Source organism: Paenirhizobium cremeum, from assembly GCF_047553425.1.
GTDB classification, from domain to species: Bacteria; Pseudomonadota; Alphaproteobacteria; order Rhizobiales; family Rhizobiaceae; genus Allorhizobium; species Allorhizobium cremeum.
In genome coordinates this window covers 176,433-189,891 of record NZ_CP180218.1, presented here as the reverse complement: position 1 = coordinate 189,891, position 13,459 = coordinate 176,433, and the positions used below count along the sequence as shown (strand labels likewise).

13 protein-coding genes are annotated in these 13,459 nt (G+C 63.9%); 3 read left to right on the top strand and 10 right to left on the bottom strand.

Features of this window, described 5'->3' with window-relative positions; genetic code table 11:
* Positions 1-33: 33 nt before the first annotated feature.
* On the bottom strand, positions 34-2,070 hold the full coding sequence (locus ACLBKR_RS21130) for an NADH:flavin oxidoreductase (RefSeq protein ID WP_113448076.1): 2,037 nt from the start codon (positions 2,068-2,070) through the stop codon (positions 34-36).
* A gap of 149 nt (positions 2,071-2,219) precedes the next feature.
* Between ACLBKR_RS21130 and ACLBKR_RS21125 the strand changes: the two genes are divergently transcribed.
* From ACLBKR_RS21125 to ACLBKR_RS21115, 3 genes are all read left to right on the top strand, one after another.
* The gene (locus ACLBKR_RS21125) at positions 2,220-2,849 is read left to right on the top strand and encodes a TetR/AcrR family transcriptional regulator (RefSeq protein WP_113339879.1); all 630 of its coding nucleotides are present in this window, start codon (positions 2,220-2,222) and stop codon (positions 2,847-2,849) included.
* Between the two features lie 132 nt (positions 2,850-2,981).
* Entirely contained in the window at positions 2,982-3,998 is a 1,017-nt protein-coding gene (locus tag ACLBKR_RS21120; RefSeq protein ID WP_414902072.1) for an Ldh family oxidoreductase, read from the top strand.
* 138 nt (positions 3,999-4,136) lie between these two features.
* A complete protein-coding gene (locus tag ACLBKR_RS21115) occupies positions 4,137-4,352 on the top strand; it encodes a hypothetical protein (protein ID WP_112827102.1) in 216 nt (71 codons plus the stop codon).
* A gap of 21 nt (positions 4,353-4,373) precedes the next feature.
* On the opposite strand, the gene ACLBKR_RS21110 is transcribed toward ACLBKR_RS21115, so the two are convergent.
* The 9 genes from ACLBKR_RS21110 to catC all read right to left on the bottom strand — a co-directional run bounded on the left by ACLBKR_RS21110 (position 4,374) and on the right by catC (position 13,459).
* Positions 4,374-5,789 (bottom strand): NAD(P)-dependent oxidoreductase, encoded by a 1,416-nt coding sequence (locus ACLBKR_RS21110; protein ID WP_414901897.1) that lies wholly within the window; start codon positions 5,787-5,789, stop codon positions 4,374-4,376.
* Positions 5,790-5,918: 129 nt separating this feature from the next.
* The gene (gene pcaD / locus ACLBKR_RS21105; protein ID WP_112827151.1) at positions 5,919-6,734 is read right to left on the bottom strand and encodes a 3-oxoadipate enol-lactonase; all 816 of its coding nucleotides are present in this window, start codon (positions 6,732-6,734) and stop codon (positions 5,919-5,921) included.
* Between the two features lie 139 nt (positions 6,735-6,873).
* Positions 6,874-8,205, bottom strand: coding sequence for an MFS transporter (locus tag ACLBKR_RS21100; RefSeq protein WP_112827100.1), 1,332 nt, complete (start codon positions 8,203-8,205; stop codon positions 6,874-6,876).
* Positions 8,206-8,246: 41 nt separating this feature from the next.
* Positions 8,247-9,035, bottom strand: coding sequence for a benzoate diol dehydrogenase BenD (benD, locus tag ACLBKR_RS21095; protein WP_113442493.1), 789 nt, complete (start codon positions 9,033-9,035; stop codon positions 8,247-8,249).
* Positions 9,032-10,063, bottom strand: a complete 1,032-nt coding sequence (gene benC, locus ACLBKR_RS21090) for a benzoate 1,2-dioxygenase electron transfer component BenC (RefSeq protein ID WP_414901894.1) — start codon at positions 10,061-10,063, stop codon at positions 9,032-9,034. The genes benD and benC overlap by 4 nt, the downstream gene beginning before the upstream one ends.
* 41 nt (positions 10,064-10,104) lie before the next feature.
* Positions 10,105-10,593: a benzoate 1,2-dioxygenase small subunit gene (gene benB / locus ACLBKR_RS21085; protein ID WP_112827097.1), complete on the bottom strand. Its 489-nt coding sequence runs from the start codon at positions 10,591-10,593 to the stop codon at positions 10,105-10,107.
* Complete coding sequence (locus ACLBKR_RS21080; protein ID WP_113426355.1) at positions 10,590-11,948, bottom strand: Rieske 2Fe-2S domain-containing protein; 1,359 nt, start codon at positions 11,946-11,948, stop codon at positions 10,590-10,592. The genes benB and ACLBKR_RS21080 overlap by 4 nt, the downstream gene beginning before the upstream one ends.
* Positions 11,949-12,155: 207 nt before the next feature.
* Positions 12,156-13,094 carry a catechol 1,2-dioxygenase gene (gene catA, locus ACLBKR_RS21075; RefSeq protein WP_112827095.1) on the bottom strand — a complete coding sequence of 313 codons (939 nt, stop codon included), beginning with the start codon at positions 13,092-13,094 and terminating at the stop codon, positions 12,156-12,158.
* Positions 13,095-13,168: 74 nt separating this feature from the next.
* A complete protein-coding gene (gene catC, locus ACLBKR_RS21070; protein ID WP_112827094.1) occupies positions 13,169-13,459 on the bottom strand; it encodes a muconolactone Delta-isomerase in 291 nt (96 codons plus the stop codon).

Here is a 13,459-nt window from a genome sequence, read left to right as displayed (position 1 = left end):
GATGCTCCGTGCGGCGCATGCCCCGCGCCGTCGTCAGATATCCTTGGCGAGGCGCAGCGCATCATAGATGGCGGCGTGGGTGTTGCGCGCTGCGACCGCATCGCCGATGCGGAAGAGCTGGTAGGCTCCGTCCGGATTGCGTTCGACCGTCTGTGGCGCCCCGGACAGCAATTCGTCATACGAGACTTCGCCAAGGTTCCTCGAACCGGGTTTCAGCTCGAAATAAAGGTCATCCAGCGGAATAGTGCCGTGGTTGACGACGATCTGGTCGACCGTGCGCTGCTTCGCGACCCCGCCGTAATCGCTGCCGACATGAGCGATGAGCTGGTTGCCGCTCTTTTCCGCGGCCTCCAGCCGGTAGGTGACGGTGAACGTCGCATCGAGCTTCTGCAGGGAGCGCATGTAGGGGACGAGGTTCATGGCCATCACCTCCGGCGCGAAGGACCGGTCCGGGGTCATGATTTCCACCTTGCCGCCCGCCCTGGCGATGATTTCGGCGGCCTGCAGGCCGGCATGATCGCCGGCGTCGTCATAAACGAGCACGTTCGTACCCGGCTTCACGTCACCGGAAATGATGTCCCAGGAGGAGACGACCAGCTCGTTGCCATGGGTCAGCACATCGGTATGCGGCAGGCCGCCGGTCGCGACAATCACGACATCGGGATTTTCCGCCGCAACCGTGCCGGCTTCCGCCCATGTGTTGAAATGAAAGGTGACGCCGAGCTTCTCGCACTGGCTCATGCGCCAGTCGATGATGCCGATCATTTCCCGCCGGCGCTCGCTCTGGGCGGTGAGCCGGATCTGTCCGCCGGGATCGTTCGCCGCCTCGAAGACCACGACCTCGTGGCCGCGCTCGGCCGAAACGCGCGCCGCCTCGAGGCCGGCCGGGCCGGCGCCGACGATCACCACCTTCTTGCGCACCGCCGCCTTCGGGATATCGTGCGGCATCGTCTCCTCGCGGCCCGTCGCCGCATTGTGGATGCAGAAGGCAAGGCCGCCCTGGTAGATGCGGTCGAGACAGTAATTCGCGCCGACGCAGGGACGGATGTCCTCCTCGCGCCTTTCGAGGATCTTGCGCACGATATGCGGGTCGGTCATGTGGGCGCGGGTCATGCCGATCATGTCGACCTTGCCGGCGGCAATCGCATGGCGCGCGGTGGCGACGTCCTGAATTTTCGCGGCATGGAAGGTCGGAAAATGCGTCGCCGCGCGGATTTCGCCGGCAAAATCGAGATGGGGGGCGCTTGCCATGCCCTGGATCGGGATGACGTCGGTCAGGCCCGGGTCGGTATCGATATGGCCGCGAATGATGTTCAGGTAGTCGATCAGGCCGCTTTCCTTGAGGCGGCGGGAGATTTCCAGGCCTTCGGCCTTTCCGGTCCCGCCGGGAAGACATTCGTCCGCCGTATAGCGCAAGCCTAAGATGAAGTCGTCGCCGACCCGCTTGCGGATCGCCTTCAGGACGTCGAAACAGAAGCGCATGCGGTTGTCGAGCGAGCCGCCATAGGGACCGTCGAGTTCATTGGTGAGCGGCGAGACGAACTGATCGATGAGATGGCCGTAGGCTTCCAGCTCGATGCCGTCCATGCCGCCCGCCTTCATGCGTTCGGCAGCATCGGCGAAATCCTTGATGATGCGCTCGATATCCCAGTCCTCGAGCTTCTTGGGAAATGCCCGGTGGGCCGCCTCGCGATGATGGGAGGGGGCAATCACGGGCAGCCAGTCTCCCTTGTCCCAGCGGGTGCGGCGGCCGAGATGGGTGAGCTGGATCATGATCGCGGCTCCCGCTTCATGCACCGCATCGGTCATTTCCCGAACCCAGGGAACGATCTCGTCCTTGTAGGCAAGCAGATTGTTGAAGACCGGGGGACTGTCCTTCGAGACGGCGGCGGAACCGGCGGTCATGGTCAAGGCCACCCCGCCCCTCGCCCGCTCCACCGTATAGGCCCGGTAGCGGCCCTTCGGCATGCCGTCTTCGGGATAGGCGGGTTCGTGCGAGGTGACGATGATGCGGTTGCGCAGGGTCAGGTGCTTCAGCTGATAGGGCTGAAGCAGGGGATCGTTCGACATGCTACGGGCTCCGTCTTTTGGGGGCTTTGTTTCCGACGGTAAGCGGAAATGTACATAAGTGTCAACAATCAAAAACAGCATCGTCCGGCAAATCGACGTATATGTACATTTTACTTGTGACAGCGAGTGGTATCTGTTAGGAGACTGCCATGGAACAGGCGACGGCTGACAGCGGATGGCGAGGCTCGCACGAAGGATGGCTTGAGGCCGCCTACGAAACCCTGCTCGAATCCGGCGTGGATTCGGTAAAGATCCTGCCGCTGGCCAAGCGGCTCAATCTTTCGCGAACCAGCTTCTACTGGTTCTTCAAGGATCGGGAGGAGCTTCTGGGCGCGCTCGTTTCGCGCTGGAGAGAGAAGAATACCGGCAATCTGGTCAGACAAACCGAGGCCTATGCCGAATCCATCGCGGAGGCGATGCTGAACGTCTTCGATTGCTGGCTGAACAAGGATCTCTTCGATTCCCAGTTCGAGTTCGCGGTCCGCAGCTGGGCCCTGCAATCGCCGGAAATCCTTGCGGAAGTGCAGCGGGCCGACCAGACGAGAATGGAGGCGCTGTGCCGCATGTTCTCCCGGTTCGGCTACGCCGAGGGGCCGGCGGACGTTCGCGCACGCACGACCTATCTGGTCCAGATCGGATATATCTCGATGCAATCCAGCGAGGATCTTGCGCTGCGCATGAAGCGCATCCCGGAATACATCGCAATCTATACCGGCCAGATCCCGCAGCAGCGGGAACTCGACCGCTTTTTCGCGCGGCATGGATACAGAGCGGAGTGAAGGCAAGGTGGGAACAGGCAAAGGCTTGAGGATCGGCCTGATCGGCGCAGCCATCGCGGACGCGGTGTTGAACGCCGGGATCGTCGAGCCTCGGGGCCTCTCGCCATGCTGTCGCAGAATACAGGGCGCATGATGTCCGACGAAATCGAACTCGATCAGGCGGAAGCGCAAGCGCTCGCGATGCGCGCCTGCCTGAACGCCGGCGCAAATCCCGAAAGCGCGCGGTCGCTCGTCGCCGCCACGCTTTCGGCGGCGCGCTTCGGGCCGGCGACGCTCGGTTTCCCGCATATGCTGGATTACCTGAACAGCTTTCGCGAGGGACGCATCAACGGCGATCCCGCCCCCGACCTCACGCGCCCCTTCCCCGCATTTCTCGCCTCCGATGCCGATGGCGGCATAGCGCAGCTCGGCTTCGACCTCGCATTCGGCGATTTCGTCGATACGGCGCGCGACCTGGGGATTGCCATCCTTACCCAGACGAACAGCTACACCACTGGAGAGCTCGGATATTACGTGCGCCGGCTTGCGGCCGAAGGCCTGGTCGGCCTCGCGGCGACAAACGCCAATGCCATGGTCGTAACCAGGCCCGGTGGCCCGGCCGTCTACAGCACCAACCCTCTGGCCTTCGGCTTTCCGCTCGGCGATGGGGTGCCGCCGCTGGTCATCGACCAGTCTTCAAGCGCGACGGCCTTCGTCAACATCGTCGCAGCGGCGGCCGAGGGACGGCCCATTCCGGAGGGCTGGGCGGTGGATGCCGACGGCAGGGAGACCCACAACGCGGAAGAGGCGCTTGAAGGCGCGCTGCTGCCCTTCGGCGGCCGCAAGGGCGCCAATGTGGCGCTTCTCGTGGAGATGCTTTCCGCCGGCCTGACGGGTGGGCCCTGGTCGCTTGACGTGCCGGACTTCCGATCCGGCAACGCCTCCCCGGCCGTGGGGCTGACGGTGATCGCGATCATGCCGGGAACAGCCGGCGAAGGACGGATCGCGCGAGCACGCGACCATGCCCGTCGCCTGCAGGAGTACGGCGTATATATTCCGGGCGTGGAGAGGACCGATGTCGCGCGGGCATTTTCGAAGCTCCTGAAGATGCCGCGCGGTGTTTACGATGCGGTTTTCGCCTTCGCATCCGGAAGCGAGACAGCGGCCTGAACCGCAAGCGCCCGAAGACAACCTCGTATGTCTTTCATCAAAGCGCTCGCTTCCGCCCCGGCTTGGGCCTATACGCAGGTGCGTCCGGCCCCGTCCGGCGCAGGAAGACAGACCCGCCCAAGGCATTCGGAGGACCCAATGGACACGATCAGAATCGAAAATCGCGGCGATTTCGGCCTCTGGGCGATCGAGGTTTCAAAGCTGATCGTCAGCGAACAGGGTTTTGCGCTCGCCAAGGCTGCCCGCGACGGATCGGAAGACGATGTCCGCGCGGCGGGCAATGCCCTCGGTCAGGCCATTACCGACGCCCTCATGGAGGTTTATGACGGCCTTCTGGGCGAAGCGGGCGAATAGCAGAAAGCGGCCATCCGCCGCTCAAGCCCTCGCCGGCGGACCCTGAAGGCCGTTGGTGCGGATGAGGCTCGCGAGCCGGTTCGTGTTCAGCAGCATGGCTTCGAGTGAGGCGGTTGCGGCTTCACCGAGGCGGCCTTCGGCGCGGGCCGCGCCGAGCGAAGCGGTGAGTTCGGCGATGTTGCGGGCGGCGGTTTCGAGTAATTTCAGCGTGGTTTCGTTGGCAGCAAAGCGGGCAAGACCGCCTGCCGAAAGACCGCCGATGCCGGTCGGAACCTGCGGGCCGCCGTCGGTATAACCCTCGGGCAGCGTGCCCTTGAGGTTGATGACACGCTTTTCGACGATGGCCGAAAAGATCTGGTCGACCGCCTGCTTCGCGCCTGCGACGCGAGAGGGATGATCGGTATCGGCTGCGGCATGCGGCAGAAGCTCCAGCCGGTCGCGATAGGTTTCGACGAGCGCCAGATAAGCCAGCATCGGCCCGGAAAGCGCGCCGGTCTCAAGATTGCGGAAGAGGTCGGCGTCGATCGCCGCATGGCGCACCTTGCCCGCAGCGAGCGCGCGTGCGAGCGCCGGAACATCGACCAGCTCGCCGCGGTCGTAGTTGATGAGGATCGCGCCATCGTTCAGCGCCGACAGCACGGCGTCGCCGATCAGGCCGGAATTGCTCCATGTGCCGGTTTCCGCAACGGGCTGGCCGAGGCCGACATGGACGCTCAGCGCATCCGCACCGGCCGCCGCCCGAACCGGATCTTCCGCATAGATGAAGCCTTCGGCCTCGATCCATTCCCGGTGGCGGGCGCGGGCATGCACCACGACATCCATGCCGAAGGCCTGGCCAAGCCTTGCGACCTCGCGGCCGATATTGCCGTAGCCCATCACCGCGAGACGCTTGCCTTCCAGCTTTTCGGTCGGATAGTCGCGAAGCTCGCGACCGGTATCGAATTGGCCTGCGGCGACGCGCGCGTGGAGTTCGTCTACCGGCAGGTCGGGCACGACCTTCAACAGTGCCTTCAGCACCATCTGCGCGGTGGCGCGACTGTTGGTGCCCGGCGTGTTCATCAGCGGCGCCGTTCCGCCCGCGCCGCTGCCGCCGCCCCAGGAGGCGGAACCCATATTGCCGGTGCCGGCACCGATCCGCACGCCTCCGAGCGGAAACACGGTTTCCGCCGGAAGGAAGGTGGCGGCGGCGATCACGGCGTCATACTGGCCGTTTCCGGCAACGGCGAGAAGCTCCTCGCGGGTGCTGAGATCGGGCAGGTAATGGAAATGCAGGCGTCCGTCGGAGACGGTGGCCGGAGCGCTCATGCTGCCTTCATGGAAGACACCGCCCTTTTCCGCCACGTAGCGCGCGATCTCGCTGTGGTCGGGACGGCCGTCGGAGAGCAGCTTGAGGCCCACCAGGTCGCAGATGAGGATATTGGCGCCGCTGCTGGTCATGGGGTTTCCTCCGGTTTTTTCTGTCGGGCGGGCGGCGGCCTGCCGTCCGTCCCAGTCAGAAACGATCAACGCGGAAGGGTGTCAAGCCGGCGGGAGGGGTTCGACCGCCGGACCAGGCCGGATCATCGGTCATTCTGCCGGGCGGATAGCTGCCGGCTGCTGATCGAGAAAGTCTCTGACTGCCGCATTGAACAGGTCGGCCGCCTCGATGTTGACGATGTGCCGTCCTGGAAGAGAGAGATGGCTTCCCCGTTGCACGCCGCTTGCGATCTGCTCGAGATCGGAGGGAGGACATACCGGATCGGCAGCGCCGGATATGGCGAGAACCGGGTTGGCGATCCCTCCGATTTCAGTGCGAAGATCGGCGTCAGCCAGCGCCGCGCAACAGCCCACATAGCCCTCGACCGAGGTCGCGGCGAAACGGTCGAGAATATCCCCCACGATGCCAGGCTCCGCCTCCCTGAATTCCGGGGTGAACCATCTTTCGCCGGTTGCAGCGCGAAGGCCCTCCAGTCCGTCTTTCCGCACCGCCTGGATGCGGGCGCTCCAGCTCTCCGCCGTTCCTATCCTAGCCGCCGTGGCGCAAAGCACGATTTTTCCGAGCCGGCGGCCCGCATGGATACCGAGCCACTGCCCCGTCAGCCCGCCGATGGAGAGGCCGCAAAAATGCGTCTGCCCGATATCGAGGGCATCGAGCAGCCTGAGCACGTCGCCGCCGAGATCGGAAAGCGAATACGGCGCGGGCGGTGCCGAGGACAGGCCGTGACCGCGCCTGTCATAGCGCAGCACGCGGTAACGCTCCGACAATGCTTCTGCCTGAGCGTCCCACATGTGCAGGTCGGTGCCGAGCGAATTGCAGAAGAGCAGCCATGGCCTGACTTCGTCCGAGATGTCGCCGTCGATGCGATAATGGAGGCGATGGGTGGAGAGATCGAGATGGGGCATTTTACCGGAACTCTTCAGGCCGTGGATTATGGGGTTCATCGGGCCTGTCCCGGCAGCGGCTCCAGCGCGGGACAGGTCGATGGAACGGATGACGACCGATAGGGTAGCCGGCATGTCCACCCGCCGGCTACCCCGTTTCTCATACCATCGCCAGCTGGACGGCGCTCTCGCGCCGGGCGTTGCTGACGGCGAAGACCGCCATCGCGAGAGCGGAAACCGCCGCCGGTACGGCGAAAATCAGGAAGTTCTGCTGCAGCGGCAACTGCTGGGCGAGCAATACGCCGCCGAGCGTCGGTCCGACGATGGCGCCGATGCGCCCGACACCGGAGGCCCAGCCCAGCCCCGTCGAACGGACGGAGAGGTTATAGAGCTGCGCCACGCTGGCATAGAGCAGGATCTGCGTGCCGATGGTGGTCGCCCCGGCAACGAAGACCATGAGGAAAAGGATGCCGGCCGGCGGATTGTAGCCGATGAGCGCGATCGAGACGGCGGCTGCGAGGAAGAAGCCGACCACGACTTTCGGCAGGCCGAAGCGATCCCCGAGCCGGCCGCCGGCAATCGCGCCGACCATGCCGCCGAAGTTCAGCGAGAAAAGGCTGAGAAGGCTCGCCTTTTCCGCATAGCCGGCTTCCTGCAGCACCTTCGGCAGCCAGGACGACAGCAGATAGACCAGCAGCAGGCAGCAGAAGAAGGCAACCCACAGCATGAGGGTGCGCAGGCTGCGCTGGTGGCGGAAGAGTTCCGCGACCGAGGCGGATGCACCCTTGGTTTCGCTGAAGACCAGCCTATCGTTTTCACCGAGGCGCGCGGCGGGATCGATCTTGGCATAGATGCGCTTTGCCTTGGCCTGATCGCCCTGGCGGATGAGGAAACCGAGCGATTCCGGCAGCTGCCACAGGATGAAGGGCAGCATGACGAGCGGTACGGCGGCAATGAAGAACATCGGCTGCCATCCGTATTGCGGAATGAGACCGATGCCGAGGCCCGCCGCCACCATGCCGCCGACCGAGTAGCCGGAGAACATCAACGCCACCATGGTGCCGCGCAGGCGCTTCGGCGCATATTCGTTCATCAGCGCGACCGCGTTCGGCATCAGTCCGCCGCAGCCGAGACCGGCGATGAAGCGAAAGACCTTGAACTGGTCCGGCGAGGCGGCGAAACCGGTGAAGAGCGTCGACACCGTGAACAGCATGAAGCTGATGGCGATACCCTTCTTGCGGCCGATCCTGTCGGCCAGCGGCCCGAAGACCAACGCGCCGAACATCATGCCGAACAGCGCCCAGGCCTGGAGAGCGCCGGCCTGCGGCTTGCTCAGGCCCCATTCCGCAATCAGCGTCGGCAACACCGTGCCGGCGACGAAGACGTCATATCCGTCGACGATGAGCAATAGCGCGCAGAGCGCCACCACCGTCCACTGGAACCCTCCGAAGGGATGGCTGTCTATTGCTTCATTCACATCGATATTGCGCATATCACTCCTCCCCGAGTTGTTACGCATGGAAATTAGGTGGACTATCCGAGATCGCCGCCTGCGACCGGCAGCACGCTGCCGGTGATGTAGGACGCCTCGTCGGAGGCGAGGAAAAGGATCGGCGCGGCCTGTTCCCCGATGGTCCCGTAGCGTTTCATGAAGCTCGACTGCTTCACCTGATCGACCACTTCCGACATCCAGCCCCGCTCCTCGGCCGTGTCGCCCTCGGCATTGCGCGGAACGCGGCGGGCGGGCGCCTCCGTGCCGCCGGGTGCCGTCGCCACCACGCGGATATTGCGACCGGCGAGTTCCATCGCGAGCGACTGGGTGATCGCGTTCACGCCGCCCTTCGCCGCCGAATAGGGGACGCGGTGAATGCCGCGCGTCGCGTTCGACGAAACATTGACGATCACGCCGCCGCCGCGGGCAAAAAGATGCGGAATGACCGCATGGCAGCAGTAAAGCGTCGGCATCAGCGAGCGGCGGATTTCCGCATCGATCTGCTGCGGCTTGAATTCCGCGAACGGTCGCATGCGGATGGCGCCGCCGACATTGTTGACGAGAATGTCGATGCCGCCGAACCTTTCCGCCGCAAACCGCATCGCGGCTTCCGCCCCGTCATGTGTCTCGAGATCGGTGTTGAAGGCTGCGGCATTGGGGCTTGCGGCCTCCGCGACGACCTCGCCGATGAAATCGGCCCGGTCGACAAAAACCACCTGCCCGCCCTCCTGAACCGCGCGCAGGGCGACGGCGCGCCCGATGCCCTGTGCCGCTCCAGTCACCACGAGCACCTTGCCGGCGAAGCGGTTCTCAAAGACCGGCGCGTTCATGCGCTTTCCTTCAGCACGGCGTTCGGCGTGAACTTCTCGTAGTGGAAGTTCGCCGGCCTGACGCCGGTCTCGTCGAAATGGCGCCGCACCGCATCGACCATCGGCGGCGGACCGCAGAGATAGACATCGAAGTCGCCGTCTGCCGGCATGTCCGCCGGCATGTGCTCGGTCACCCAGCCCTTGCGCGGATGCGAGGATGCTCGGTCGGCCACCACGGTCGCAAAGCTGAAATTCGGCAGGCGGGTCGCATACCGTTCCAGTTCCTCGACGAGCACAAGGTCGAGATCGCGCGTGACGCCGTAGATCAGATGAACCTTCTGCTGCGAGCCGGCGCGGGCGAGCACTTCCAGCATCGACAGGAACGGCGCAAGCCCGGTGCCGCCGGCCAGCATGAGAAGCGGCCGCTCGTCGTTGCGCAGATAGAAGCTGCCGAGAGGACCGGTGATATCGAGCCTGTCTCCGGTTCTTGCCCTTGCAAGCCAGCTGCTCATCACGCCGCCCGGGATCTTTTTTATGAGAAAGCCGATGCGCCGTTCGCCCGGCGCGCTGCTGAAGGAGTATGAGCGGGTCAGACCGCTGCCGGGGACGTCGATGTTGACATACTGGCCCGGCAGGAAGACGGGCGCCTGCGCCGCTGCGTCGACATCCAGTTCCAGCACGATCGCGGCATCGTTGTGCGGCGTTATGCCCGCCACCGTGGCGGCAAACGACTGTTGGCCCGTCTTGCAGGCGAAGGACGTCGTCGGCACCGAAAGAACGCAATCGCTCGACGGGACCATCTGGCAGGTCAGGACAAGGCCCTCCCCGGCCTCGTCCTCGCTCAGCGCATCCTCGATATAATCGCTGCCGAGATCGTAGGCGCCGCTTTCCGCCCGGCACTTGCAGGTGCCGCAGACCCCGTCGGAACAGTCCATCGGCAGATTGATCCTGTTGCGGAATGCGGCATCGAGCACCTTCTCCCCCGCCTTGCAATCGATGAAGCGGGTCACCCCGTCCTCGAAGTTCAATGCGATCTTGTAGCAGGCCATGGAACCCTCCTCATCAGTTCGTGAAAGCCCGGTGACACAGGTCAGATGTGATAGACGTCGATGACCTGGCGGATGTAATCGTTCTTCAGGACGATCTTCTTGTTCGAGATCAGCAGACCGTCGCCGTCTTTGCGCAGCGTGACGAACATGGTGCCGAAGAAATGGTCGGTGACCTTGTAGCGATGGTTCAGCGTGTGGAAGTTGTAGCGCACGTCGACCTCGTCGCCCCGCATCTCCAGCACTTCCACATTCGTCACATTGTGGCTGGTGCGCGGCTCCGGCGTCGAGGCGCCGGAACGTTCGGTCTTGATGCGGAACACCCGGTCTTCCAATCCGTCGCGGTTCGGGTAGTAGATCAGGGAGATCTGCGACTGCGGGTCCTCGGTGATCCGGTCGTCGTCGTCCCAGGCCGGCATCCAGTAGGTGACGTCCGGAGCGTAGCAGGTCAGCCACGCATCCCATTCGCGGTCATCGAGAAGTCGTGCCTCGCGATACAGGAAGGCACAGATGGCGTCTAAGGAAATGCTCATGCTTTCGCTCCCGTCTTCTCGGCGGCAAGCGCTTCGCGCATCACATTCGCCCAGTATTCGTGCTGGCGGACGAACAGCCCCTCGTCCTCGCTGCGCTCGCCGGAGAGTAGCGGGTTGAGGCCCATGCGCCTGGCGTTGTCATCGGGACCGTCGATCCAGAGCGGCGCACCACGCGACAGGTCGTTCCACAACGCCGCCGTACCGGCATAGCCTGCCTGGCAGGCGCGAAACTCCTCCAGATCGTCCGCCGTGCCCATGCCGGACACGTTGAAGAAATCCTCGTACTGGCGGATGCGCAGGGTCCGGTCCGCCTCGCTTTCGCCCTTCGGCGCGAAGCAAAAGATGCTGATCTCGGTCTTGTCGACGCTGATCGGGCGGGTCACGCGGATCTGGGTGCTGAACTGGTCCATCAGGAACACGTTCGGGTAGATGCAGAGGTTACGGGTCTGGTTGACGATGAAATCCGCCTTGTTGTCTCCGACCCGCGCCCGGATTTCGTCCCGGTGGCGATAGACCGGCCGCACCTCGGGGTTCATCGTGTTGGTCCAGAGCAGGATATGGCCGTTCTCGAAGCCGTAGACACCCGCGACGGAGCGGCTCCAGCTGTTGGCGTCCACCGCCTTCGTGCCCTCCTCCTTGCGCCGGCCCATGGTGGCGGCATAGTTCCAGTGCACGGAGCTGACGTGGTAACCGTCGCAGCCGTTTTCCATCTGGAGCTTCCAGTTACCGTCATAGATGTAGGAGGAATTGCCCCTCAAGACCTCGAGCCCGTTCGGCGCCTGATCGACGATCTGGTCGATGATGACCCTGGTCTCGCCGAGATATTCCGCAAGCGGCGCCACGTCTTCCTTGAGGCTGCCGAACAGGAAGCCGCGATAGCTTTCGAAGCGGGCGACGGGGGTCAGATCGTGGGAGCCGTTCTTGCCGAACTGCGGCGGATACTGCGTCGTCTTCTCGTCCTTGACCTTCAGAAGCTTGCCGGTGTTGGAAAAGGTCCAGCCGTGGAACGGACAGGTGAAGCTGCCCTTGTTGCCGTGCTTGCGCCGGCACAGCATCGCGCCGCGATGGGCGCAGGCGTTGATGACCGCATGCAGCTCGCCGTTCTTGTCGCGCGTGACGACCACCGGCTGCCGGCCGATATAGGTGGTGTAATAGTCGTTGTTTTCCGGAACCTGGCTTTCATGGGCCAGATAGACCCAGTTGCTCTCGAAGATGTGCTTCATCTCCAGTTCGAACAGGTCTTCGTCGGTGAAGATGTCGCGGCGGCAGCGGAATACGCCTGCCTCCTTGTCGTCCTGAACGGCGCTGGCGAGCAGCTGGTCGAGGTCCCGGGCCTTGTCGATGATTGCGGACATGAGCGTTCTCCCGCAGGGGCGCGCCGGTGGCGCGGCCCTTGCCACAATGTCGGTGATAACGTTGGGTTGGCGGCGGCCACTTCGGGCCGCCGGTCTTGCCGCCGGCCAAGGCATGCCCCGCAGAACTGCGTATCGGTTCTGCGGTTGCGGCATGCCAAAGACCGGACTTGAAGCTCAAGACGCGAACCCGAAGGATCGCGACACGCTTCAGGCAGCGGCGCGCTGGCGCTGTTCGTTGACCTGGTTGTCGACGCCATCGACAAGCGCGGTCAGGCGGATGTCGAAAACGATCTCGGCGAAGGGGCCGTTCAACCCATTGGCGTGGATGCTCGCCTCGTCCGTCCGTTCGATGACCGAGGGCACCAGACCGTCGCGGGTCGCATAGGCAAAATCGTCGTTAATCAACGGATCTCCTTCGATGTTGATCTGCGTCGTCAGCTTACGGTGACCGTCGGCGCTGATGAAAAAGTGGATATGGGCCGGACGCTGGCCGTGGCGGCCAAGGGCCGACAGCAGTTTCTCGGTCGGGCTGCCCGGCGGCACGCCGTAGCCATGCGGCACGATGCTCTGAAACTTGTAACAGCCCTTGTCGTCGGCGATGATCGTGCGGCGCATGTTGAACGGCGCCTGCTTGCCGGTCGGATCGAAATGCGAATAGAAACCGCGCGTGTCGCAGTGCCAGACCTCGACCTTCGCCCCCGGCAGCGGCTTTCCATCGGAGCCGTAGACCGTGCCGTGCATGATGAGCGTGTGGCCGTTCTCGTCAGTCCCGTCGTCGAGGCGGGCAAAGCCCTTGGACACCGGGGCGCCGGCCACGTAGAGCGGGCCTTCGATGGTGCGCGGCGTGGGGTTCTCGATCCCGAGCGCCGCGTCGATGGCGTCGAGACGCTCGTCGAGGAAGTGATCGAGGCCGAGGCCGGGCGAGATCAGGCCGGCCTGTCCGGCGGCGCCGAGTTCGTTGAGCCAGGCGATGCCGGTCCAGTATTCGTCAGGCGTGACGTTCAGGTCGTCGATCGCCTTGAAAAGATCCGACATGATCCGGTGCACGATTTCCTTCATGCGCGGATTGCCGCCGGTATTGTCGAGACCGCTCAGGACCTTCAGAAATGCCTGAATATCCGGCCTGTCGAAAATCTTAACGTTCATGGTCACTCCTCCTCTTGGATAGCTTGGTAAATCAGGCGGGCCCGTCCTCCCGGGCCCCTCCGCCGGCGGCGGCGTCAGGTGTCGTCGCCGCGGATCGAGGACGGATGCCGCAGCAGCGGCGCGACCTCGATATGCATGAACTTGAACAATGGCAGGCCCGAGAGGATCTCGTGCAGCTCCGTATTGTCCTTCACGTCGAAAACACTGTAATTCGCGTATTCGCCGGCAATGCGCCAGATGTGCCGCCACTTGCCGCTGCGCTGCAACTCCTGCGAATAGGCCTTTTCCCGGGCGATAATCTCCACCGCCTCTTCCTGGGGCAGATCGTGGGGCAGGCGAACGTCCATCCGAACATGAAACAGCAT

Excerpts from the sequence above, each read along its gene's own strand:
- benC (WP_414901894.1), bottom strand. The coding sequence starts at position 10,063 with ATGGCCTGCTACAAGATCGCATTGAACTTCGAGGACGGGGTGACCCGC.
- ACLBKR_RS21100 (WP_112827100.1), bottom strand. The coding sequence starts at position 8,205 with ATGCGCAATATCGATGTGAATGAAGCAATAGACAGCCATCCCTTCGGA.
- benD (WP_113442493.1), bottom strand. The coding sequence starts at position 9,035 with ATGAACGCGCCGGTCTTTGAGAACCGCTTCGCCGGCAAGGTGCTCGTG.
- ACLBKR_RS21125 (WP_113339879.1), top strand. The coding sequence starts at position 2,220 with ATGGAACAGGCGACGGCTGACAGCGGATGGCGAGGCTCGCACGAAGGA.
- benB (WP_112827097.1), bottom strand. The coding sequence starts at position 10,593 with ATGAGCATTTCCTTAGACGCCATCTGTGCCTTCCTGTATCGCGAGGCA.
- catA (WP_112827095.1), bottom strand. The coding sequence starts at position 13,094 with ATGAACGTTAAGATTTTCGACAGGCCGGATATTCAGGCATTTCTGAAG.
- catC (WP_112827094.1), bottom strand. The coding sequence starts at position 13,459 with ATGCTGTTTCATGTTCGGATGGACGTTCGCCTGCCCCACGATCTGCCC.
- pcaD (WP_112827151.1), bottom strand. The coding sequence starts at position 6,734 with ATGCCCCATCTCGATCTCTCCACCCATCGCCTCCATTATCGCATCGAC.
- ACLBKR_RS21120 (WP_414902072.1), top strand. The coding sequence starts at position 2,982 with ATGTCCGACGAAATCGAACTCGATCAGGCGGAAGCGCAAGCGCTCGCG.
- ACLBKR_RS21130 (WP_113448076.1), bottom strand. The coding sequence starts at position 2,070 with ATGTCGAACGATCCCCTGCTTCAGCCCTATCAGCTGAAGCACCTGACC.
- ACLBKR_RS21080 (WP_113426355.1), bottom strand. The coding sequence starts at position 11,948 with ATGTCCGCAATCATCGACAAGGCCCGGGACCTCGACCAGCTGCTCGCC.
- ACLBKR_RS21115 (WP_112827102.1), top strand. The coding sequence starts at position 4,137 with ATGGACACGATCAGAATCGAAAATCGCGGCGATTTCGGCCTCTGGGCG.
- ACLBKR_RS21110 (WP_414901897.1), bottom strand. The coding sequence starts at position 5,789 with ATGACCAGCAGCGGCGCCAATATCCTCATCTGCGACCTGGTGGGCCTC.